Annotated in this window: 20 protein-coding genes; 13 read left to right on the top strand and 7 right to left on the bottom strand. The window is 63.7% G+C overall.

All coding sequences use genetic code 11. The features are described 5' to 3' along the window. Positions 1-35: 35 nt before the first annotated feature. The 9 genes from AA098_RS03015 (at position 36) to AA098_RS02975 (ending at position 11,133) form a co-directional block, all read left to right on the top strand. Entirely contained in the window at positions 36-491 is a 456-nt protein-coding gene (locus tag AA098_RS03015; protein ID WP_003249703.1) for a MaoC family dehydratase, read from the top strand. A gap of 117 nt (positions 492-608) precedes the next feature. After that, complete coding sequence (gene prmA / locus AA098_RS03010; RefSeq protein ID WP_004577055.1) at positions 609-1,487, top strand: 50S ribosomal protein L11 methyltransferase; 879 nt, start codon at positions 609-611, stop codon at positions 1,485-1,487. A gap of 42 nt (positions 1,488-1,529) precedes the next feature. Further along, the gene (locus tag AA098_RS03005; protein WP_054889024.1) at positions 1,530-2,885 is read left to right on the top strand and encodes a DUF3426 domain-containing protein; all 1,356 of its coding nucleotides are present in this window, start codon (positions 1,530-1,532) and stop codon (positions 2,883-2,885) included. A 207-nt stretch (positions 2,886-3,092) separates the two neighbouring features. Next, a complete protein-coding gene (dusB, locus tag AA098_RS03000; RefSeq protein ID WP_047604682.1) occupies positions 3,093-4,106 on the top strand; it encodes a tRNA dihydrouridine synthase DusB in 1,014 nt (337 codons plus the stop codon). Next, on the top strand, positions 4,103-4,423 hold the full coding sequence (fis, locus tag AA098_RS02995; protein ID WP_064613819.1) for a DNA-binding transcriptional regulator Fis: 321 nt from the start codon (positions 4,103-4,105) through the stop codon (positions 4,421-4,423). The genes dusB and fis overlap by 4 nt, the downstream gene beginning before the upstream one ends. A gap of 81 nt (positions 4,424-4,504) precedes the next feature. Further along, entirely contained in the window at positions 4,505-6,112 is a 1,608-nt protein-coding gene (gene purH, locus AA098_RS02990; RefSeq protein WP_003249687.1) for a bifunctional phosphoribosylaminoimidazolecarboxamide formyltransferase/IMP cyclohydrolase, read from the top strand. 146 nt (positions 6,113-6,258) lie between these two features. Beyond that, a complete protein-coding gene (gene purD, locus AA098_RS02985) occupies positions 6,259-7,554 on the top strand; it encodes a phosphoribosylamine--glycine ligase (protein ID WP_003249685.1) in 1,296 nt (431 codons plus the stop codon). A gap of 135 nt (positions 7,555-7,689) precedes the next feature. After that, positions 7,690-10,461 carry a hybrid sensor histidine kinase/response regulator gene (locus AA098_RS02980; RefSeq protein ID WP_004577053.1) on the top strand — a complete coding sequence of 924 codons (2,772 nt, stop codon included), beginning with the start codon at positions 7,690-7,692 and terminating at the stop codon, positions 10,459-10,461. A 75-nt stretch (positions 10,462-10,536) separates the two neighbouring features. Then, entirely contained in the window at positions 10,537-11,133 is a 597-nt protein-coding gene (locus AA098_RS02975; RefSeq protein WP_003249681.1) for a MarC family protein, read from the top strand. 18 nt (positions 11,134-11,151) lie between these two features. Here AA098_RS02975 and AA098_RS02970 read toward each other — a convergent pair whose 3' ends face one another. From AA098_RS02970 to cobG, 7 genes are all read right to left on the bottom strand, one after another. Next, the gene (locus AA098_RS02970; protein ID WP_003249679.1) at positions 11,152-11,808 is read right to left on the bottom strand and encodes a hypothetical protein; all 657 of its coding nucleotides are present in this window, start codon (positions 11,806-11,808) and stop codon (positions 11,152-11,154) included. Further along, positions 11,801-12,490, bottom strand: coding sequence for a hypothetical protein (locus AA098_RS02965; protein WP_064613818.1), 690 nt, complete (start codon positions 12,488-12,490; stop codon positions 11,801-11,803). The genes AA098_RS02970 and AA098_RS02965 overlap by 8 nt, the downstream gene beginning before the upstream one ends. 51 nt (positions 12,491-12,541) lie before the next feature. After that, positions 12,542-13,225: a hypothetical protein gene (locus AA098_RS02960; protein ID WP_003249674.1), complete on the bottom strand. Its 684-nt coding sequence runs from the start codon at positions 13,223-13,225 to the stop codon at positions 12,542-12,544. 118 nt (positions 13,226-13,343) lie between these two features. Continuing rightward, entirely contained in the window at positions 13,344-15,041 is a 1,698-nt protein-coding gene (cobJ, locus tag AA098_RS02955) for a precorrin-3B C(17)-methyltransferase (protein WP_064613817.1), read from the bottom strand. Continuing rightward, positions 15,029-15,763, bottom strand: coding sequence for a precorrin-2 C(20)-methyltransferase (locus AA098_RS02950; RefSeq protein WP_176393456.1), 735 nt, complete (start codon positions 15,761-15,763; stop codon positions 15,029-15,031). Before AA098_RS02950 ends, cobJ begins: the two co-directional genes overlap by 13 nt. Next, the gene (locus AA098_RS02945) at positions 15,760-16,386 is read right to left on the bottom strand and encodes a precorrin-8X methylmutase (RefSeq protein WP_003249670.1); all 627 of its coding nucleotides are present in this window, start codon (positions 16,384-16,386) and stop codon (positions 15,760-15,762) included. Before AA098_RS02945 ends, AA098_RS02950 begins: the two co-directional genes overlap by 4 nt. After that, a complete protein-coding gene (gene cobG, locus AA098_RS02940) occupies positions 16,379-17,710 on the bottom strand; it encodes a precorrin-3B synthase (protein WP_082916837.1) in 1,332 nt (443 codons plus the stop codon). The genes AA098_RS02945 and cobG overlap by 8 nt, the downstream gene beginning before the upstream one ends. A gap of 243 nt (positions 17,711-17,953) precedes the next feature. On the opposite strand from cobG, the gene AA098_RS02935 reads away from it, so the two are divergent. From AA098_RS02935 to AA098_RS02920, 4 genes are all read left to right on the top strand, one after another. After that, on the top strand, positions 17,954-19,165 hold the full coding sequence (locus tag AA098_RS02935) for a bifunctional cobalt-precorrin-7 (C(5))-methyltransferase/cobalt-precorrin-6B (C(15))-methyltransferase (RefSeq protein WP_064613815.1): 1,212 nt from the start codon (positions 17,954-17,956) through the stop codon (positions 19,163-19,165). Continuing rightward, complete coding sequence (locus tag AA098_RS02930; protein ID WP_004577047.1) at positions 19,158-20,252, top strand: cobalt-precorrin-5B (C(1))-methyltransferase; 1,095 nt, start codon at positions 19,158-19,160, stop codon at positions 20,250-20,252. The genes AA098_RS02935 and AA098_RS02930 overlap by 8 nt, the downstream gene beginning before the upstream one ends. Next, positions 20,249-20,968, top strand: coding sequence for a cobalt-precorrin-6A reductase (locus AA098_RS02925; RefSeq protein ID WP_003249661.1), 720 nt, complete (start codon positions 20,249-20,251; stop codon positions 20,966-20,968). The genes AA098_RS02930 and AA098_RS02925 overlap by 4 nt, the downstream gene beginning before the upstream one ends. Before the next feature lie 128 nt (positions 20,969-21,096). Next, complete coding sequence (locus AA098_RS02920; protein ID WP_003249659.1) at positions 21,097-21,534, top strand: NfeD family protein; 438 nt, start codon at positions 21,097-21,099, stop codon at positions 21,532-21,534. The last annotated feature ends 4 nt before the right edge of the window (positions 21,535-21,538 follow it).

Raw genomic sequence — 21,538 nt, 5'->3', positions numbered from 1 at the left:
ACTTTCGTACCAACTGACAACCCGGAGAGTCCGCGATGCCCCATGTACCGGTTACAGAGCTTTCGCAGTACGTTGGCAAGGAGCTGGGCCACTCGGAGTGGGTGAAGATCGACCAGCAGCGCATCAACCTGTTCGCCGAGGCGACCGGCGACTTCCAGTTCATCCATGTCGACCCTGAGAAGGCAGCAAAAACCCCGTTTGGCGGCACGATCGCCCATGGTTTCCTGACCTTGTCGCTGATCCCCAAGCTGATCGAGGACATCCTCGTCCTGCCGCAAGGGCTGAAGATGGTGGTGAACTACGGGCTGGACAGCGTGCGCTTCATTCAGCCGGTCAAGGTCGACAGCCGGGTTCGGCTGAAGGTAAAGCTGGGCGAGGTGACCGAGAAAAAACCGGGGCAGTGGCTACTCAAGGCGATTGCCACGCTGGAGATCGAGGGTGAAGAGAAGCCTGCTTATATAGCCGAGTCGCTGTCGCTCTGTTTTGTCTGATACATGCCCGGGGGGCTGCAGTGCAGCCCCCGATCCACAAATCCCCCGCACTCGCGTAAACTGCCAGCCTTCGCGCAGCCTAGGGCTGCCCCTGTCGATTTATCAAAGGTGCCCGCCATGCCCTGGCTGCAAGTACGCCTGGCCATCAGCCCGGAACAAGCCGAAACCTATGAAGATGCGCTGCTTGAAGTAGGCGCCGTCTCGGTCACGTTCATGGATGCCGAAGATCAACCGATCTTCGAACCAGACCTCAACACCACCCCGCTGTGGTCGCACACTCACCTGCTGGCGCTGTTCGAGGCCGATGCCGACCCTGAACAGGTGTTCGCCCACTTGCGCCTGCTGACCGGCGCCGAGCTGCCCGAGCACCAGGCCGAGGTGATCGAGGATCAGGACTGGGAGCGCAGCTGGATGGACAACTTCCAGCCGATGCGCTTCGGCGGCCGCCTGTGGATCGTGCCCAGCTGGCACGATGCCCCGGAAAAGGACGCCGTGAACCTGCTGCTCGACCCGGGCCTGGCCTTTGGCACCGGCACCCACCCCACCACGGCCCTGTGCCTGGAATGGCTCGACGGCCAGCAGCTTGAAGGCACCCAGGTGCTGGACTTTGGCTGCGGTTCGGGCATCCTGGCCATCGCTGCGCTGCTGCTGGGCGCCCGCGAAGCGGTAGGTACCGACATCGACGTGCAGGCCATCGAGGCTTCGCGCGACAACGCCCAACGCAACGGCATTGCCGACGAGAAACTGGCGCTGTACCTGCCCGAACACATGCCGGCGATGCAGGCCGACGTGCTGGTTGCCAACATCCTCGCCGGCCCGCTGGTGTCGCTGGCGCCACAGTTGTCCGGCCTGGTTCGCCCAGGTGGCCTGCTGGCGCTGTCGGGCATCCTCGCCGAGCAAGGTGAAGACGTGGCCGCCGCTTATGCCGCCGACTTTGAACTGGACCCGATCGTCGTGCGCGACGGCTGGGTGCGCATCAGTGGTCGGCGTCGCTAAGCGGGCCTAGAATACTTTTCTGCACAGCTCCCGGATCGCCGCATGACCGACAGTTTCGTCACCCAGTGCCCGCATTGCCAGACCAGCTTTCGCGTCACCCACCACCAGTTGGGCGTGGCGCGTGGCGTGGTGCGCTGCGGTCACTGCCTGCAGGTATTCAATGCCGCCAAGCAGCTGCTGGAGCAAAACCGCGCCGCTACCACCAGCGCCCCCGTGGTGCCGGCACCGGTACCTGCAGTGCCTGCCGAGCCGCTGGCCGAGCTGGCGCCAGAGCCTGCCATCAGTGTACGCGGCACCCCTCCTGACCAGGACTGGGCGCTGACTGCCCAGGCGCTGGACGAGCTCGACCTCGACAAGGAACTGGAGCGCCTGGAGCGTCGCGGCCAACCGGCCCCGACCCACCCGGCCAGCCAGGATGACAAGCTGCAGGCACGGCGCGATGAACTTCACCCGGACGAGCACGCAGAAGACCTTTTCGGTACGGCTACCGATGAGCCCTACGCGCCGCAGGAACCGGCAGAGCCTACCCCGGTGCTACTGGAACCGGAACCTTTGGAGCTGGACCTGGAGCCTGCCCCCGGCGAGCGTACCGAGCCTACCCTGGGCAGCAACCTTGACCTGGACATCGATGGCGAGCCGCCTGTGCACCGTGCGGCCGAACGCGATGACCAGCCCGCATTCAGCGAACCGCTGCGTATCAGCGATGACGAAACCCCGGAAACGGGCCTGAGCGCCCGCGACGACGAGCCACTGGCGCTGCGCCTGTCGGCGCATGACGACGAGCCCGTCGAGCCGCTGCCCGGAGAGCGCTTGGAACCAGGCTTTGCTGGCAAGCCCGAGCGCCCCTCGCGCAAGGAGCCGCTGGTCGATGTGGTCGATGACCCGCTGCAGCTAGGCTGGGAAAAACCCGCACCCAACTGGGGCAAGCGCCTGCTGTGGGGCTTTCTGACCCTGCTGGCTGCCGGCCTGCTGGCGTTCCAGTACGTGTGGTTCCATTTCGACGAAATGGCCCGCCAGGACCAGTATCGGCCGATTTTCCAGCAGATCTGCCCGATGATCGGTTGCCAGGTGCCTACCCGCGTCGATATTGCACGCATCAAGAGCAGCAATCTGGTGGTGCGCAGCCACCCGGACTTCAAGGGCGCACTCATTGTCGACGCGATCATCTACAACCGCGCACCGTTCGCCCAGCCATTCCCATTGCTGGAGCTGCGCTTCGCCGATCTCAATGGCCAACTGATCGCCAGCCGTCGCTTCAAGCCCAGCGAGTACCTGTCGGGGGAACTGGCAGGGCGTGGCGAAATGCCCAGCCAGACGCCAATCCACATTGCCCTGGACATCCTCGACCCTGGGCCGAAGGCCGTGAATTACAGCCTGAGCTTCCGTTCGCCGGAGTAGGCGACAAGCGGCCAGCAGCAAGCGACAAGACAAGAAGCCCCAACCGCGACCGCTTTTTGTCCTGTCGCTTGCTGCTTGAAGCACAAAGGCATAAGCCGACAACTGTTCAGATTTTATCCAAATCCATCTTTATCCAGTCATCGAGAGCGGGTATCATGCCAACCCTTTTTCGAACTCCAAGATTCGGCCCCACAACAGGGATCACCTATGTCGGCGGTACGCATCGGCCAATACACACTACGTAACAACCTGATCCTCGCGCCCATGGCCGGGGTCACGGACCAGCCTTTCCGTACACTTTGCCAGCGCCTGGGCGCCGGCATGGTGGTGTCGGAAATGGTAAGCAGCGACATGAGCCTGTGGAACAGCCGCAAGTCGAGCCTGCGCCGCATCCATGAAGGTGATCCCGAGCCACGCTCGGTGCAGATCGCCGGCGGTGATGCGCAGATGATGGCAGCGGCGGCAAAGGCCAATGTCGAAGCGGGTGCCCAGATCATCGACATCAACATGGGCTGTCCGGCAAAAAAAGTCTGCAACAAAGCCGCAGGCTCTGCTTTATTGAGAGATGAAGCCTTGGTCAGCGAGATCCTCCACGCCGTGGTCAGCGCTGTGGACGTACCGGTGACCCTGAAAATCCGCACCGGCTGGGACCGGGCGAACAAGAACGGCCTGAACGTGGCGAAGATCGCCGAACAGGCTGGCATCCAGGCGCTGGCGGTGCATGGCCGCACACGTGCCGACCTGTACACCGGCGAAGCCGAATACGACACCATCGCGGCCATCAAGCAGGCGGTGTCAATCCCGGTTTTTGCCAACGGCGATATCACCTCGCCAGAAAAGGCCCGGGCGGTGCTGGAAACCACCGGGGTCGATGGCCTGTTGATTGGCCGGGCTGCCCAAGGGCGGCCATGGATCTTTCGCGAGATCGAGCATTACCTGCGCACTGGCGAACATCTGCCAGCGCCGCAACTGGACGAAGTGGAACGCATCCTGCTGGAGCATCTGGCCGCGCTGCATGCCTTCTATGGCGATGTGATGGGCGTACGTATCGCCCGCAAGCACGTTGGCTGGTACCTGGCAACACGACCCGGCGGCAAGGAGTTTCGCTCCCGGTTCAACGCTTTGGAAGACACACAAGCGCAGTGCGCCAACGTTCGCGCGTTTTTCAGCGAACGTCGACAGAGCCTTGAGACAGAGGACGGACAAGGGGTGGCCGCATGATGATGATGACCGAGAATTTTGTGAGTGGAACAACGCCCGTGAGCGACAACGCCAACCTGAAACAGCACCTCAACACGCCGAGCGAAGAGGGCCAGACCCTTCGCGACAGCGTCGAGAAGGCGCTGCACAACTACTTCGCCCACCTGGAAGGCGCGACCGTGACGGACGTGTACAACCTGGTGCTCTCCGAAGTCGAGGCGCCCCTGCTCGAAAGCGTGATGAACTACGTGAAGGGCAACCAGACCAAGGCCAGCGAGATGCTCGGGCTGAACCGAGGCACCCTGCGCAAGAAGCTCAAGCAGTACGACTTGTTGTAAGCCAGAATCCCATCCAGAAAAGGCGACTCCCTGAACAGAGGCGCCTTTTTTGCTGACTCCACCGCGTTATTGGAACCCGAAATGACCGACCAGACTACCCGCCTGCCAGTCCGCCGCGCCCTGATCAGCGTCTCCGACAAGACCGGTATCCTCGAATTCGCCCGTGAGCTGCAGCAGCTCGGTGTCGAGATCCTGTCCACCGGCGGCACCTACAAGCTGCTCAAGGACAACGGCGTAAACGCGGTGGAAGTGGCCGACTACACCGGCTTCGCCGAAATGATGGATGGCCGGGTCAAAACCCTGCACCCGAAGATCCACGGCGGTATCCTCGGCCGTCGTGGCACCGACGACGCCATCATGAACGAGCACGGCATCAAGCCGATCGACCTGGTTGCGGTCAACCTGTACCCGTTCGAAGCCACCATTTCCAAGCCTGGCTGTGACCTGCCGACCGCCATCGAGAACATCGACATCGGCGGCCCGACCATGGTCCGTTCGGCAGCCAAGAACCACAAGGACGTGGCCATCGTGGTCAACGCCAGCGACTACGCCGGCATCGTCGAAGGCCTCAAGGCCGGTGGCCTGACCTATGCCCAGCGCTTCGATCTGATGCTCAAGGCGTTCGAGCACACTGCCGCCTACGACGGCATGATCGCCAACTACATGGGCACCATCGACCAGGCCAAGGACACCCTGAGCACCGAGGCGCGCAGCGAATTCCCGCGCACCTTCAACAGCCAGTTCGTCAAGGCACAGGAAATGCGTTATGGCGAGAACCCGCACCAGAGCGCGGCGTTCTATGTCGAAGCCAAGAAAGGCGAAGCCAGCATTTCCACCGCTGTCCAGCTGCAAGGCAAGGAACTGTCATTCAACAACGTGGCCGACACTGACGCCGCGCTGGAATGCGTAAAGAGCTTCGTCAAGCCGGCCTGCGTCATCGTCAAGCACGCCAACCCGTGCGGCGTGGCGGTAGTACCGGAAGACGAAGGCGGCATCCGCAAAGCCTACGACCTGGCTTACGCGACCGACACCGAATCGGCGTTCGGCGGCATCATCGCATTCAACCGTGAACTGGACGGCGAAACCGCCAAGGCCATTGTCGACCGCCAGTTCGTCGAAGTGATCATCGCCCCGAAAATCTCCCAGGCCGCCCGCGACGTGGTGGCTGCCAAACAGAACGTACGTCTGCTGGAGTGCGGCGAGTGGCCAGCCGAGCGCGCTGCCGGTTGGGACTTCAAGCGCGTCAACGGTGGCCTGCTGGTGCAAAGCCGCGATATCGGCATGATCACCGCCGATGACCTGAAGATCGTCACCAAGCGTGCCCCGACCGAGCAAGAGATCCACGACCTGGTATTCGCCTGGAAAGTGGCCAAGTTCGTCAAGTCCAACGCCATTGTCTACGCCAAGCAGCGCCAGACCATCGGCGTCGGCGCCGGCCAGATGAGCCGCGTCAACTCCGCCCGCATCGCTGCAATCAAGGCCGAGCACGCTGGCCTGCAGGTGCAGGGCGCGGTCATGGCGTCGGATGCATTCTTCCCGTTCCGTGACGGTATCGACAATGCAGCTAAAGTGGGTATCAGCGCCGTGATCCAGCCGGGTGGTTCGATGCGTGATGCTGAAGTCATCGCTGCTGCCGACGAGGCCGGCATCGCGATGGTCTTCACTGGCATGCGCCACTTCCGCCACTAATTACGCGGATCCCGAGGCGAGTCGAGATCCTGTGGGAGCGGGCTTGCCCGCGAATACGATGGTGGATTCACCGCCGCATTCGCGGGCAAGCCCGCTCCCACAGTGTTCGGCGCAAGCCACGGGATCACTTGAATCGAGGTTTTGACATGAAAGTTTTGATCATCGGCAGCGGCGGCCGTGAGCACGCCCTGGCCTGGAAAGTCGCCCAGGACCCACGCGTCGAGAAAGTCTTCGTTGCCCCGGGCAACGCCGGTACCGCCATTGAAGCCAAGTGCGAGAACGTCGCCATCGACGTGTGTGCCCTGGAGCAACTGGCCGACTTCGCCGAGAAAAACGTCGACCTGACCATCGTCGGCCCGGAAGCACCGCTGGTTATCGGCGTGGTCGACCTGTTCCGCAGCCGCGGCCTGGACTGCTTCGGCCCAACCAAGGGCGCGGCCCAGCTGGAAGGCTCCAAGGCCTTCACCAAGGATTTCCTGGCACGTCACAAGATCCCGACCGCCGACTACCAGAATTTCACCGAGATCGAGCCAGCGCTGGCCTATCTGCAGGAAAAAGGCGCGCCAATCGTGATCAAGGCCGATGGCCTGGCGGCCGGCAAGGGCGTGATCGTCGCCATGACGCTGGAAGAAGCCGAAGCCGCCGTGCGTGACATGCTGGCTGGCAACGCCTTCGGTGAAGCAGGTTCGCGTGTCGTGATCGAAGAGTTTCTCGACGGCGAAGAAGCCAGCTTCATCGTCATGGTCGACGGCCACAATGTGCTGCCCATGGCCACCAGCCAGGACCACAAGCGCGTCGGCGACCAGGATACCGGCCCGAACACCGGCGGCATGGGCGCCTACTCCCCTGCCCCGGTGGTTACCGCCGACGTGCACCAGCGCGTGATGGACCAGGTGATCTGGCCAACCGTGCGCGGCATGGCCGAGGAAGGCAACGTCTACACCGGCTTCCTCTACGCCGGCCTGATGATCGACAAGGCGGGCAACCCCAAGGTCATCGAGTTCAACTGCCGCTTCGGCGACCCGGAAACCCAGCCGGTCATGCTGCGCCTGGAGTCGAGCCTGGTACTGCTGGTGGAAGCTGCGTTCGCCAAGGCACTGGACAAGGTCGAAGCACAGTGGGACCCGCGCCCGAGCCTGGGCGTGGTCCTGGCAGCGGGCGGTTACCCGGGCGACTACGCCAAGGGCGACGTGATCAACGGCCTGGACGCTGCCGCCAAGATCGAAGGCAAGGTATTCCATGCCGGTACTGCGCTCAAGGATGGCAAGGTAACCACCAACGGCGGGCGCGTGCTGTGTGCCACCGCCATGGGCAGCACCGTTGCCGACGCGCAGCAGCAGGCTTATCGCCTGGCCAAGGAAGTCAGCTGGAACGGCAGCTTCTACCGTTCCGACATCGGCTATCGGGCCATCGCCCGCGAGCGCGGTGAGCACCAGCAGTAAGTACTACCGGTATGCCGTAGCGGTTTCAGCCTGCGGCATCCGGCTCGTCGACAGGGCCCGGAATGGGCCTTGCCTTCGACTTCGCGCGCCGCGCATAGTGAGTACCCGGCACATCGGCCAAGAAGGGATTTCGTAGTGCGTCGGCTTCGGATTGCCTCAGCTCTGATCGTCAGCTTGCTGACCCTGCTCTGCATGTTTCCGGCTGCGGCCGAACATGACGGAGGCTGGACCGTTCTGCTCGACGAACAGGCCAACCTGCAACTGAGCGATGTGCGCTCCGAGCGCTATCGCAACCAGTTCAGCCCACTGCCTCTCGCCGACCTTGATGCTGCCCCGGCTGGACAGGCCTTGTGGCTGCACTATCGTCTGGCACCAGGTGACCAGGAGCAGCTGCTGCGGGTATTTGCCCCGGACCTTTCTGGCCTGGACCTCTACGCCCTCGAAGGCGAACAACTTCTACGTCAGCTGCACCACGGGCGCCAGGCCGGCAATGCCAGCCCGACCCTGCGTGGCAGCGACCATGTATTGCCCCTGCCCAACAGCAGGCAACCGCTGGACATCTACTTGCGCCTGGCCTCAGAGCACCAGCTGCGTCCGGCCATCAGCCTTGAACCTGCGGCCGAGGCAGCCTCGGATCAACGCCAGCCGCTGTGGTTCGGCATGCTGTTCGGCGGCCTGATCATGCTGATCATGCACAACCTGATCCGCTTCCTCTACACCCGCTCCAGCACCACCCTGATCCTGGCGCTGTACCACGGCCTGATGCTGCTCAGCGGCCTGATCCTGCTGAACCTCAGCGGCCCTTGGTGGCATGTGTGGCACAGTGCGCAAACGCCTGCCGCCTATCTGACGCTGGTCCTGGCCGGCCTGTCCGGGTTGTACTTCACCCAACATTTCTTTTCGCCGTGCAATTCGCCACGGCTTAACCGCCTGCTGCAGGGTGAGATGCTGATTGTCGGGCTCAGTGGCCTGGTGCTGCTGTTCGTCGATACCCTGCCACTGAACCTGATGACCTACGCCCTGATGGCGCTGGGCAGCGTGAGCATGCTGCTGGTCAGCAGCTACCACTGGTACAAGGGCTATGCACCCGGACGCCTGTTCAGCCTGGCCATGGTGGTGTTCAACCTCGGAGGCCTGGTCCTGCTGCCAGCCCTGCTGGGCCTGACACGCACCTCGACACCCTGGCTGCTGTGCATCCTGCTGGGCCTGACCGTGGTCAGTGGCCTGCTGCTCAACCTGGCAGTCAGTGAACGGCTGCGGCGCATAAGCGAGGAGCGTTTCAGCGCCAGCCGTGCACTGGCCGCCAGCGATGCAGAAATCAACGCCAAAGCCGAGTTCCTGGCCAAGATCAGCCACGAAATCCGCACCCCGATGAACGGCGTGCTCGGCATGACTGAACTGCTGCTGGGCACACCGCTGTCGGTGAAGCAACGTGACTATGTGCAGACCATCCACAGCGCGGGCAACGAGCTGCTGACGCTGATCAACGAAATTCTGGACATTTCCAAGCTGGAATCCCGGCAAATCGAGCTGGATGATGTGCAGTTCGACCTTAACGCGCTGATCGAGGATTGCCTGAACATCTTCCGCGCCAAGGCCGAGCAACAGAACATCGAGCTGATCAGCTTCACCCAGCCACAAGTACCGCGGGTTATCAGCGGAGACCCGACGCGCCTGCGCCAGGCCTTGTCGAGCCTGCTGGAAAACGCCCTGAAAAACACCGACCAGGGCGAGATCCTGCTGGTGGTGGCGCTGGATCAACGCGGCGAGGTGCCACGCCTGCGTATCGCCGTGCAGGACAGCGGCGAGCCGTTGCCCGCTGCCGACCGTGAAGCCTTGCTGCAGGCCGAGTTGCACAGCCACCACTTCCTTTCCAGCAACAAGCTGGGCGGCCACCTGGGGCTGGTCATCGCCAAACAGTTGATCGGTCTGATGCAGGGCGAGTTCGGCATCAAGAGCAACACCGGCATGGGCAACACCCTGTGGCTGACCTTGCCGCTGGACCCTTCACGCCTGGAACAGCCACCGGCGGACCTCGACAGCCCGCTGCGCGATGCCCGCGTGCTGGTAGTGGACGACAACGACACGTGCCGCAAGGTGCTTGTACAGCAGTGCAGCGCCTGGGGCATGAACGTCAGCGCAGTGCCGTCGGGCAAGGAGGCTCTGGCCCTTTTGCGCACCAAGGCGCACCTGCGCGACTACTTCGATGCGGTGCTGCTGGACCAGAACATGCCCGGCATGACCGGCATGCAGCTGGCCGCCAAGATCAAGGAAGACCCGAGCCTGAACCACGACATTCTGGTGGTGATGCTCACCGGCATCAGCAATGCGCCGAGCAAAGTCATCGCGCGCAACGCCGGGGTCAAGCGAATACTGGCCAAGCCGGTGGCCGGTTATACGTTGAAGACCACCCTGGCCGAGGAGCTGGCCCAGCGCGGCCGCGAACAGGCGATGCCTGCCAGCCTGCCTGGCATCCCGCAGGCGCTGGACCTGCCAGGCGACTTCCGCGTGCTGGTCGCCGAAGACAACAGCATCTCGACCAAGGTGATCCGCAGCATGCTCGGCAAGCTCAACCTCAAGCCCGATACCGCCTGCAATGGCGAAGAGGCCTTGCAGGCGATGAAAGCGCAGCATTATGACCTGGTGTTGATGGACTGCGAGATGCCGATACTGGACGGTTTCTCGGCCACCCAGCAGTTGCGGGCCTGGGAAGCTGACAACCAGCGCCAGCGCACGCCGGTGGTGGCACTGACAGCGCACATACTGGCCGAACACAAGGAGCGCGCGCGGCTGGCAGGCATGGACGGACACATGGCCAAGCCGGTGGAGTTGTCGCAGTTGCGCGAGCTGATTCAATACTGGGCCAATCACCGGGAAGCCAAGGTGGACCCGGCACATACGTCCTGACCGATATCCAATGCTCTTGCAGGAGCGGCCTCGCAACACAAGGCCGCGCCGGCATAAACCCAAGGAACACTGCTCATGCTCCATGAGTTGTTCAGCGTCTACCTGAAAATGCTCGTGCTCTACAGCCCGTTCTTCGTGCTGTCGTGTTTCATCAGCCTGACCCGCGGCCACTCCAGCAAGGAGCGCAAGCAACTGGCCTGGAAGGTCGCGTTCGCAGCCTTGGTCGCCAGCGTGATGCTGTACCTGTTCGGGCGGGCGATCTTCGGAATTTTCGGCATCACCGCCGATGCCTTTCGCATCGGTGCCGGCAGCGTGCTGTTCATTTCAGCCCTGGGCATGGCCCAGGGCAAGCCGGCGGTACAGGCCGACAACGTGCAGCAGGATGTGACCATCGTACCGCTGACCATTCCGCTGACCGTTGGCCCCGGTACCATCGGTGCCCTGTTGGTGATGGGGGTAAGCCAGCCGCACTGGGATGAAAAACTGCTGGCCATCGTCAGCATTGCCCTGGCCAGCTTTACCGTAGGCCTGGTGCTGTATCTATCGCACCGTATCGAGCGCCTGCTCGGTGACCAGGGTTTGCAAATCGTCAGCCGCCTGATGGGGCTATTCGTCTGTGCCCTGGCAGCACAGATCATCTTTACCGGGATTCGCGGTTACCTGCTGCCCTGAGCTTTCCAAGCCGGGCGCCTACAATTGCAGCTCAAGGATCGCCTTGCCATTTTGCTTGTCGACACTGGCCTGGGCCCGCTTGCGGTAGTCTTCGCGGAACCCCTGCAAGTTGAAGTGGATCACTTCGACACGCATGTCCAGGATTTTTACTTCACTGCTCAACTGCATGAACAGGAAGTCCTTGGCGGTCTTTTTCACCGACATTTCCATGTGGACCAATACCATGTCGATGAAGCCGCTCGACTGCTGAGAGCAAGGCAGCAACTGAAAACGTCCAACAGCTTTCGAGACTGCCCGGGATTCAAACGCGGTCAAGGTCTGGCTGTGATTACGCAGTGCCTGAAGCGACGACTGGGCAGATTGATAATGACCGGCGGAGCCTTTCTGACGAACCTGGGCAAGCGCCTGCTCGGCAAGGCTGGACCTGTCCGGCCCCGGTCGAGTCGCAGTAGGCGCGAGCTTGCCATCAAAGCCCAGAAACGCGAGGTTACGCCAGTAGTTCCTGAACCAGTCCGGCTCCAGGCCTTCGTTATAGTCCCCCCAGGCAACTTGCTGGGCAAACGCATTGGCCAACAGGATATCGTCACGGGCTTCGCGGCTAACACCTGGCAAGAATGACAGCAGGCTGCTGTGGACGAGTTTGCCACTGGCGGCATTTAGATTGAATTCACTCATTGTCGACTCCTGATGATGTCGCAAGTTTTACCTGGCTGCGGTACTGCAATTGCTTGACCTTGATAGCGTCATGCAAGCCTGCACTTATCGAACTGATCACCTTTTCATGGGTGAAATAACTGGCATCGAACTGCTGAGTGGCATGGGCACTTGCAAGTTTCAGCGGCTGCCACAGCCAATCCGTCGCCAGGTTCTCTGCTGTGCTAAAGCCCAACTCGGTACTGAGGACGTCTGAATTGGCCAGTATCAGGCGCAACTCCATACGTACATGGCTCATGCCTTTATCGTCCGGGGGCCGAACACATTCGGCCCATAACAACTGTTCTATGGCACCGTCGGGTTGGGCGGAATAGGCGTCGAGGCATGTGGCTACCGACCCCTGCAGGGCGCTGGGCACACCTGCCAAGAGCTTGGCCCGCAACATGCTCCACGGTTCACAGGCCACTGCGGGTGCAGCAGGCACAGCGCCGGAATGCAAGGTCGCGACAGTGCAGCCGAAGTTACCCTGAATTCGCAGATATTCCTTGTGCCACCCAGCGTCCTGAAGGGCGTGCCCCTTGCTAGCGGTCAGGTAGGCTGCCAGCTGAACATCCAACAGTGCTTCTGCGCGTGAAGCACTGACATTGTTGTCGATCAATACCAGGCTATTGCCGTTCAACCACAACGTGTAATTGGCGTGCATCAGTATGCCCTCCAGGCCCGTCGACGCCGTGTCGACAGGCCAACTTCATCGTCAGAGTTCCAGTGCCAGCAGGACCTGCAGGGCATTGTCGTCAAGTTTGGTTTCTACAATGGCGCGAACTTTGTCGTATTGGCGCTTATCGAAATTCAACACCGCACCACAAGCAAAGTTGGAAGTACCGTTGCTTTCCCACTTGACCAGCAGATAGTTGGCAGCCTTGTCAGGCTTGGCGTCGGTCTGGATCGCACTGACCAGCATCGCCACTTGGCCGCCGTCCGTTTGCTCGCACTTGGCAAGGCTCAGCCCGGTTCGGTCATCTTCGACCGACTTGCGGTCGAGCAACTCGACGTTTTTGGTGCTGGCGGCCAAGGCTGAAACAACCGTTTTGCCGAGATTGTCCAGGGCGGTTGCCACATCGCCAGTGAAAACGCCATATGCCGCCTGCAGGCCCTTGCCCAGCAAGTTGCTGATCTCAAGGCGCATATTGCGTTCAGTGACCTGCTGTACATCGACATTGGTCGGCGCCCAGCCCATCTTCGACATCAGGTAGATGTAGTGTTTGAACCAGAGTTGCGTTTCACGGATAGGGTCATGCTGCTTGTTGGCACCTTGCGTGGCCAGGGCATGACAAGCCTTTGCAGCATCGCGGTTTTGCTCACCCATCAGGTCGGGGAACACGAACAGATTCTTGTCCGGCAGAACCTGAAGCTGCAGCTTCTCTTTATCGGTCGTCATGGGAAAGCTCTCCAGGAAGGGTACGGTTGGAGCCAAATAGCTCCAGCCGCAAACCTACCTGTGACCTTTACCTCAATCTGCCACGAAGCAGTTCCTCATCTGCCCGCGCTGCCGCCGCTTACGGCTTTGCGCCATACCAGCGCGGGGTATAGACCCAAACCCCACCCGCTGCGCGGTCGAAAGTGCAGGTAGTGGAAGACCCAACCAACACCATGGTGCGCATGTCGACCATTTCTGGCAGCAGTTCGGCCAGGGTGACTACCTTCAGTGTCTGCCCCGGCCTACCGATGTCACGGCCAAGGACTACAGGCGTGTTCCCGTCACGGTGGCGGCGCACAACCTCCAGGGCGACACCGAGCTGGTGCGGCCTGGCCTTGGAGATCGGGTTGTAGAAGGCCAGCACCAGGTCGGCCTGGGCAGCCAGGTCCAGGCGCTTTTCAATGATCGACCAGGGCTTGAGGTTGTCCGACAGCGACATCACGCAGAAGTCATGCCCCAGCGGTGCACCTGCCTGGGCGGCGGTTGCCAGCGAGGCTGAAACCCCCGGCAAGATCTGCAGGTCGACGCGATGCCAGGCAGGGTCACTGGATTCGTGCAATGCTTCGAGCACCGCAGCGGCCATGGCGAAAACGCCCGGGTCACCTGACGACACCACCACCACCGAACGGCCTTGGGCCGCCAGTTCGAAGGCATGTCGGGCGCGCTGCATCTCTTCGCGGTTGTCGGTGCAGTGCAGCACCTGGTCGTCGCGGAACGGGCCAGCCATGCGCACGTAGGTTTCGTAACCGAGCACATCTTCGGCCTGCGCCAGTTCGGCCTTGACCGCCGGCACCATCAGTTCCGCCGCACCTGGGCCAAGGCCGATGACCGCCAGGCGACCGCGACGGCGGCCGACCTGCACTACGTCGACCGGGGCAGGCGCCACCGCGACCACGACTTCTTCAAGCGCTATCAACTCGGCATCGGGCACCGCCGCAGCGACCATGCTGGCCACATCGCCAGGGCCGGTGGCAAAGCGCAAGGGGACCCCCAGGGCCTGCGCAGCTTCGTGCAGGGCGCTGTCGGCCATGGTTGCCTCGTCGGCCAGCACGCAGGCTACCGAGGGCTCGGCGATGCCGGCCTGCTGCAGTGCTGCGCGAATACTGTGCAGATTGCCACCTGCAACGCCCACGACCACCTGGCGCGGGTGGATCAGCAGCTCGTCGCGGTTGGCTGGACGCGCCTGATGCCCCACATGGATGGTGCGCTGCGCCGTCTCGCTGGCGGGCAACTGCGCCAGCTGCAGCCACGGTGCGCTACCTTCGATACGCACGGACTCACCTGCCAGCAGGTCGGATACAAAGCGCTTGCCTTGCTCGATATCGGCCAATGCATAGCCCTGCGGCGGGTTCAGCAGGCAAGTACCGAAGCGCAGCTCGCCACTGGTGGTGATGGCCGCGGAAACGCCCAGCGCATCAGCGATTTCCCGCGCCATCACGTTCACCCCACCGAGGCCTCCGAGCAACGGCACTACCGCGCTACCATCCTCGGCCACGGCCAGTACCGGCGGCTCGCTGCCCTTCTCGCAGAGCAGAGCGGCCAGGCTACGGATAACGATACCCGCGGCGCACAACGCAATGATCGGCGTATCTTGCTGGTACAACCCGCGCAGGGTATAGCCGAACGACACGTACGACTGGTCTGCACCCTCGACACGCCCCTCGAGGCCATGGATCGTGGCCTGCGGATAACAGGCCTGGATACGCTGCGCCGTCGCCAGGCTGCCCGGGCCGAGAATGACGATGGCCGGTGCCCTGTGCATGTTCAGCCCTGCCATTTTTCCCCCGGCACGATGATCAGCGAGAAGTACGGCGACGACTGCGGGTCGACCTGGTCCAGCGGCACGATCTTCTGGTTGGCCATGGTCGCCCGTTCCACATACAGCGCACGCCCATCCAGGCCCAGGTCGGCCAGCACTTCGCGCACCTTGGGGAAGTTGCGCCCAAGTTTCATGATCACCGCTGCATCGGCGTCGGCCAGACGGCGCTTGAGCTCTTCAGCGGGCAACACCCCGGACAACACCGACAGGCTCTGGTTGCGGTACACCAGCGGCGCCCCCAGCACCGAAGCGCCACCGAGCATGGAGCAGACACCGGGAATCACTTCTGCCTCGTAGCGCTGCGCCAGGCGGTCATGCAAGTACATGTAGGAGCCATAGAAGAACGGGTCGCCTTCGCAAATCACCGCCACGTCGCGGCCGGCATCCAGGTGCTCGGCCACCTGTACGCTGGCTGCGTCGTAGAAGTCGCTGATCACTTGCTCATAGGACAGCGGCGCCGGCAGCACTTCGGTGGTGACCGGGTAGACCAGCGGCAGCAGGGTCTGCTCGGGCTGCAGGTGCGCCTCGATAATGCCGAAGGCATTGCCACGCTTGCCCTTGGCCACGAAGTAGCCGACCACCGGCGCCTCACGCAACAGGCGCAGGGCTTTGAGGGTAATCAGTTCAGGATCGCCAGGGCCCACGCCCAGGCCAAGCAGTCGTCCGCGCGGGGCCATCATTCCACCTCCGTGGCCAGGGCGTTGACCGCCGCGGCGGCCATCGCGCTGCCGCCCAGGCGGCCTTGCATGATCACGAACGGCACGCCACGGCTGTCGGCGGCGAGCATGGCCTTGGACTCGGCAGCGCCGACGAAACCGACCGGGAACCCGAGGATCAGCGCCGGCTTGGGCGCACCGGCATCGAGCATCTCCAACAGGTAGAACAACGCGGTAGGGGCATTGCCGATGACCACCACGCTGCCCTCCAGGTAAGGGCGCCACAGCTCCAGGGCTACGGCGGAGCGTGTGTTGCCGGCGTCTTTGGCCAGGCCCGGCACGCTGGGGTCACGCAGGGTGCAGATGACTTTGTTGTCAGCTGGCAAGCGCGCCCGGGTGATCCCTTCGGCCACCATGTGCGCATCGCAGAGGATCGGCGCGCCGTTGAGCAGCGCCTCGCGCCCGGCCCGGCCGGCACCGTCTGAGAACTGCAGGCCATCGATGGCGTCGACCATGCCACACGCGTGGATCACACGCACGGCGAGCTTTTCAAGGTCTGCGGGGATCCGCTCGAGTCGGGCTTCCTCACGGATGATCCGGAAGGAGTTGCGATAGATCTCCTGACCATCGCGGATGTAGTCAATCATCAAGGTGCTCCGTCGGCAGGTCGAGCATGGCGCCTGCTTCATTCAAGGTAAGGTCGGTGGCGCGCAGGGCACCGAAACCCGGCTGGCGCGCATCACGCAGGTACAAGTCGTAACGGCCCGGCGAACGGGCCAGCAAGGTGGCCGGGGCAACATGGGCCACAGCACAGGAACGGGGGCAGCCGGACAGGTGCACGCTGGCCGGCACGCCAGGGCCCAGCAGCGCGGCCAGGACAACGGCGTCAGCCTTGGTCTCGGCAAGGGCCTTGGCGCAGCCGCTGGCACCGGTGCAGGCGCTGATACGCGCCAGGGGTTCGCGGTCGTGGCACAGCAACCCCAGCGCAGACAGTTCGGCCAGGGCCTGATCGATGTGCTGCGTTTGCAGGTTGGTCAGCACCAGGCTTTGCCAGGGGCTAAGGCGCATGCTGGCATCGCCCAGTTCACGGGCAATACGTGCGGCGCCACGCAGCATCGCGGGGGTCAGGCGGCCTTGCGGCGGGGTAACGCCAAGGGCAACGCCCTGCGCCTGGGGCAACCTGCCCAACCACGAGGCGCGGTGCTGTTCACGCCGCCACGTGAGCACGGCGGCATCGCGGCGGATGTCCAGGCCGAGCCCAGCGACAAAATCAGCTGGCGGGTACACCTCAAGCAGCTGGCGCATGCGCGTATGCGTCGGGGATGCCAGATCGAGGAAGCGCTCCAGCACGGCGCGCACCAGCATCAGGCCCTGCGCCAGCGGCACCGCACCGAGCGCCTGGCCCTCTGCCGGGCAACCTGCCAGGCCAAATGCCAGCCAGGTCTGCTGATCCAGGTGCAGGGGCGACAGCCACAGGTCATGGGGGTGTTCGAGCATCGCCAGGCGCTCGCCGGCATCCAGCTGCACAGCGAACTTGGCCGACAGCTGGTGAAAGCGCGGGGTGCCTTCCAACAGGTCGAGGATCTGCCCGGCCAGCGGCCGGGCGTCCAGCAGCATGAGCGGGTCATGCCCGGCCAGCGGGCTGAGCATCACGTTGCGCACATCGTCACCCGCGGCATCGCGTGGTCCCAGGCCGGCTGCGAGCAGTGCCTCGACCAAAGCGCGATGCTCGCTGCCAATGCCGCGAATCTGCAGGTTGCCACGGTTGGTGGCCTCGATCACGCCGCCAGCAAAACGCTCCGCCGCCGCCGCCACGGCTTCAGCCTGCTCGGCCAGCAGCAGGCCACCCGGCAGCTTGATGCGGCAGATACCGCCATCACGGGCACTGACAATGCGCCACAACCCCGGGCAGGCCGAGGGGCGGGGCGATACGTGGGGGGCATGGGCCTGCGTCAAAGGGGCATCCGGCAGTCTGTGAAAATGCGCTTGAGTGTAGAAGGCGCGGTATTATGCCTGCTTTGTCCGGCGGCATGAAAAGCCGGTGGTCGAGCATCCTCGGCGATTAAGTAGAAATTCAGGACCGCGTCGCCTTCTTCGCGGGCTCGCCCGCTTCCACAGGATCACTGCAGGCTGCACAGGCTGCCCTGTATCTGTAGGAGCGGGCTTGCCCGCGAAGGGGCGCGAAGCGGCCCCAAAAATGGCGGATCGAAATACATGACACCCTGGCTGACAGTAGTAGGCATCGGCGAAGACGGCTTCAGCGGCCTGGGCAAACAGGCCCGGCGCGCCCTGCTGGGCGCTGGGCGGGTCTTCGGCAGCCCACGCCAGCTGGCCTTGCTGCCACGTTGCGTGACCGCGGAACAGCTGGCCTGGCCCAGCCCGTTCTCGTTGGCCCCGGTGTTGAACCTGCGCGGCGAGCCGGTGTGCGTGCTGGCCAGCGGTGACCCTATGTTCTACGGCGTCGGTGCCAGCCTGGCGCGCCAGGTGCCTGCTGCAGAAATGCGCGTGCTGTCGATGCCCTCTTCCTGCGCCCTGGCCGCTGCCCGCCTGGGCTGGCCGCTGCAGGACCTGCAGGTGGTGTCGCTGGTGGCCCGCCCCCTGGCAGCGCTCAATGCCCACTTGCACAGCGGCATGCGCCTGCTGGTGCTGAGCAACGATGGCGACAGCCCGGCGGCAATTGCCGCGCAGCTGCGCGGGCAAGGCTTCGGCCCAAGCCGCCTGCAGGTGTTCGAGCACTTGGGGGGCGTGGACGAACGTGCACTGGCCGGCACCGCCCAGGACTGGCCGCACACCGGTATCGCGGCGCTCAACCTGGTCGCCATCGAATGCCTGGCTACGCCCGATGCGCCCCGCCTGCACCGGCTGGCCGGGCTGCCAGACGCCGCATACCGGCACGATGGCCAGTTGACCAAGCGCGATGTCCGCGCCATCACCCTGGCGCGCCTGGCACCGCAACCCGGCGAACTTTTGTGGGATGTCGGTGCGGGCTGCGGCTCGATCGGCATCGAATGGATGCGCGCCCACCCGGCATGCCGCGCCCTGGCCATCGAGGCCGACGAAGGTCGCCAGGGTTTGATCGAGCACAACCGCGATGCACTGGGTGTACCCGGCCTGCAACTGATTCGCGGCAAGGCGCCAGCGGCGCTGCAAGGCCTGGAACAACCGGATGCAATCTTCATCGGAGGCGGCGTTACCCGCGCAGGTGTACTGGACCTGTGCTGGGCAAGCCTGCGTCCCGGCGGCCGCCTGGTGGCCAACGCCGTCACCCTGCAAAGCGAACTGGCCCTGGCGCACTTTCGCGAACAGCACGGTGGTGAGCTGACCCGTATCCATGTCGCTCATGCCCAGCCCTTGGGTGCGTTCGACACCTGGCGCCAGGCGCTGCCGATCACCCTTCTGGAAGTACTGAAACCCGCCGATGCGTGAAGAAACCCGCGAACAGCCCGCGCCTCTGCGCAGCGGCCTTACCACCGGCAGCTGCGCCACCGCCACCAGCCTGGCAGCGGCCAAGCTGCTGCTCACCGGGCAGCGTGATGATGCGGTGGACATCACCTTGCCCAAAGGCAAGGTCGTGCAGATGCGCCTGGAATTCTGCCGCCTGATCGGCGAGTGCGCCGAAGCCGGCACCCTCAAGGATGCGGGTGACGACCCGGACGTGACCCACGGTGCCCTGCTCTATAGCCAGGTGCGCCTGCTGGCGGAACCTGGCATTGGTTTTGTCGCTGGCAGCGGCGTGGGCACGGTGACACGCCCGGGGCTGGTGCTGGCGGTGGGTGAACCGGCCATCAACCCGGTGCCTCGGCGCATGATCAGTGAACACCTGCAACGCCTGGCCGACGCGTGCGGCTACCTTGGCGGCTTCGAGGTCACGGTCAATGTGCAAGGTGGTGAGCAACTGGCCCTGAAAACCATGAACCCGCGTCTGGGCATCCTCGGCGGGCTGTCGATCCTCGGCACCAGCGGCATCGTCCGGCCGTTCTCTTGCGCGGCCTACATTGCCTCGATCCACCAAGGCATCGACGTGGCCCACACCAACGGCTACACGCACATAGCCGCGTGCACCGGCAACGCCAGCGAAGACACCATGCGCCGCGTCTACGGTCTGCCGGAAATCGCCCTGATCGAAATGGGCGATTTCGTCGGCGCGGTGCTCAAGCACCTGCGCAAGGTACCGGTGCCGCGCCTGACCCTGTGCGGCGGCTTCGGCAAGATCAGCAAACTGGCCGCCGGGCACATGGACCTGCACAGTCGTCACTCCAGCATCGACTTGCCGCAACTGGCAGGTTGGGCCGCAGACATTGGCGCTGACGAGGCGTTGCAGGCTGCCATCAGCGGCGCCAACACCAGCCAGCAAGCGCTCGCCCTGGCTCATGCGGCCGGCATTGCCCTGGGTGACGCGGTGTGTGCCCACGCCCTGGCCTTCGCCCGTAGCGTCGTGCCGGCGCAGGTGCACGTGGAGGTGTTCGCCATCGACCGCCAAGGCGGCATCGTCGGCCAGGCGGGTGTGCAATGACTGCGCGCATCCTGTTGCTGGGGGGGGTCACTGAAGCCCTGGCGATGGCCCGCCAACTCGGGCCTCGACATGTCTACAGCCTGGCCGGTATCGGCCGCGTGCCGCAGGGCTTGCAATGCCAGGTGCGGGTCGGGGGCTATGGCGGTGTCGAGGGCCTGACCCGCTACCTGCGCGAGGCGGGTATCACCCTGCTGATCGACGCCACCCATCCCTATGCCGCGCAAATCAGCCGCAATGCCGCCAGCGCCGCACGCAACGCCGGCATCCCGTGCTGGGCCTTGCGTCGCCCCGCCTGGCAGGCGCAAGCAGGGGACGACTGGCGAGAAGTCGAGGATTGGGCAGGGTTGATCGAAGCACTGAAGCCGTTCCGCAGACCACTGTTCACGCTAGGACGCGAGCCGCTGCAGCACCTGGACGAGATTCCGCCAGAGCAGTTCTGGACCTTGCGTGCGCTGGAGGCGTGCCCTGGCAACGAGCGCTGTGAAGTGATTGGCGCACGTGGGCCGTTCCATATCGAAGATGAGCGGGCGTTGTTCCAGCGCCGCCACATCGATGTGCTGATCAGCAAGAACAGCGGCAGTGTGGCGACCGAGCCGAAGCTGGAGGTAGCGCGGGAGCTTGGCGTGCCGGTGCTTGTCCTGAAACGTCCGGCACTGCCGGAGGTGGACCGGGCATTCGACTCACTGGCGGACCTGGCAACAGCACTCGCCCTCTAGGCGCTGCCCTTTCGCCACACACAGGCACTCCTACAACGGTTTCAGACTTTTCTTCCAACTAACCCAGTGGCCCGTTGCCGCTCTGCTGCCTTAAACTCGACGCCCCTCCCCCGGAAGGTTTCCCCCATATGGAAATGCAATGGTGGATCTGGCTGGTCTTCGGCATCGCGCTGATCCTGCTTGAACTGGTCCTCCCAACGTTCTTCATACTCTGGTTCGGCATCGGCGCCGTGCTGGTCTCGCTTATCTCGCTCGCCGCACCCAGCCTGCAACTGGACATGCAGGTCCTGCTGTGGGTACTGCTGTCGTCGGCCACCACTGTGCTGTGGTTCAAAGTGTTCCGGCGCAAGCAGCCGGATGTGCGCTGGACCGCCGACAGCGTGATCGGCGAAGTGGGCCTGCTGACCGCTCCCGTGTCGGAGTTCCAGAAAGGCCGCGTACGCTTCCAGAAGCCGATCCTCGGCAACGAAGAATGGACCTGCATCGCCGATAGCCAGATCGCCGCCGGCGAGCGGGTACGCCTGACCGCCATCGAGGGGAACACCGCCCGCGTTATCCGGGCCTGAATCC

It is taken from the genome of Pseudomonas sp. JY-Q (assembly GCF_001655295.1).
In the GTDB taxonomy this organism is placed as follows: Bacteria; Pseudomonadota; Gammaproteobacteria; order Pseudomonadales; family Pseudomonadaceae; genus Aquipseudomonas; species Aquipseudomonas alloputida.
Note: the sequence above shows the minus strand (reverse complement) of the source record. Positions and strands in the feature narration are given on the sequence as shown.

Bases quoted from the DNA above. Each gene is read 5' to 3' on its own strand.
- AA098_RS02960 (WP_003249674.1), bottom strand. From the start codon at position 13,225: ATGACGACCGATAAAGAGAAGCTGCAGCTTCAGGTTCTGCCGGACAAG.
- purH (WP_003249687.1), top strand. From the start codon at position 4,505: ATGACCGACCAGACTACCCGCCTGCCAGTCCGCCGCGCCCTGATCAGC.
- AA098_RS02945 (WP_003249670.1), bottom strand. From the start codon at position 16,386: ATGATTGACTACATCCGCGATGGTCAGGAGATCTATCGCAACTCCTTC.
- dusB (WP_047604682.1), top strand. From the start codon at position 3,093: ATGTCGGCGGTACGCATCGGCCAATACACACTACGTAACAACCTGATC.
- AA098_RS02930 (WP_004577047.1), top strand. From the start codon at position 19,158: ATGCGTGAAGAAACCCGCGAACAGCCCGCGCCTCTGCGCAGCGGCCTT.
- AA098_RS03015 (WP_003249703.1), top strand. From the start codon at position 36: ATGCCCCATGTACCGGTTACAGAGCTTTCGCAGTACGTTGGCAAGGAG.
- prmA (WP_004577055.1), top strand. From the start codon at position 609: ATGCCCTGGCTGCAAGTACGCCTGGCCATCAGCCCGGAACAAGCCGAA.
- AA098_RS02920 (WP_003249659.1), top strand. From the start codon at position 21,097: ATGGAAATGCAATGGTGGATCTGGCTGGTCTTCGGCATCGCGCTGATC.
- AA098_RS02975 (WP_003249681.1), top strand. From the start codon at position 10,537: ATGCTCCATGAGTTGTTCAGCGTCTACCTGAAAATGCTCGTGCTCTAC.
- AA098_RS02970 (WP_003249679.1), bottom strand. From the start codon at position 11,808: ATGAGTGAATTCAATCTAAATGCCGCCAGTGGCAAACTCGTCCACAGC.
- AA098_RS02925 (WP_003249661.1), top strand. From the start codon at position 20,249: ATGACTGCGCGCATCCTGTTGCTGGGGGGGGTCACTGAAGCCCTGGCG.
- fis (WP_064613819.1), top strand. From the start codon at position 4,103: ATGATGATGATGACCGAGAATTTTGTGAGTGGAACAACGCCCGTGAGC.
- purD (WP_003249685.1), top strand. From the start codon at position 6,259: ATGAAAGTTTTGATCATCGGCAGCGGCGGCCGTGAGCACGCCCTGGCC.
- AA098_RS02965 (WP_064613818.1), bottom strand. From the start codon at position 12,490: ATGCACGCCAATTACACGTTGTGGTTGAACGGCAATAGCCTGGTATTG.
- AA098_RS02950 (WP_176393456.1), bottom strand. From the start codon at position 15,763: ATGATGGCCCCGCGCGGACGACTGCTTGGCCTGGGCGTGGGCCCTGGC.
- AA098_RS02935 (WP_064613815.1), top strand. From the start codon at position 17,954: ATGACACCCTGGCTGACAGTAGTAGGCATCGGCGAAGACGGCTTCAGC.
- cobJ (WP_064613817.1), bottom strand. From the start codon at position 15,041: ATGGCAGGGCTGAACATGCACAGGGCACCGGCCATCGTCATTCTCGGC.
- AA098_RS03005 (WP_054889024.1), top strand. From the start codon at position 1,530: ATGACCGACAGTTTCGTCACCCAGTGCCCGCATTGCCAGACCAGCTTT.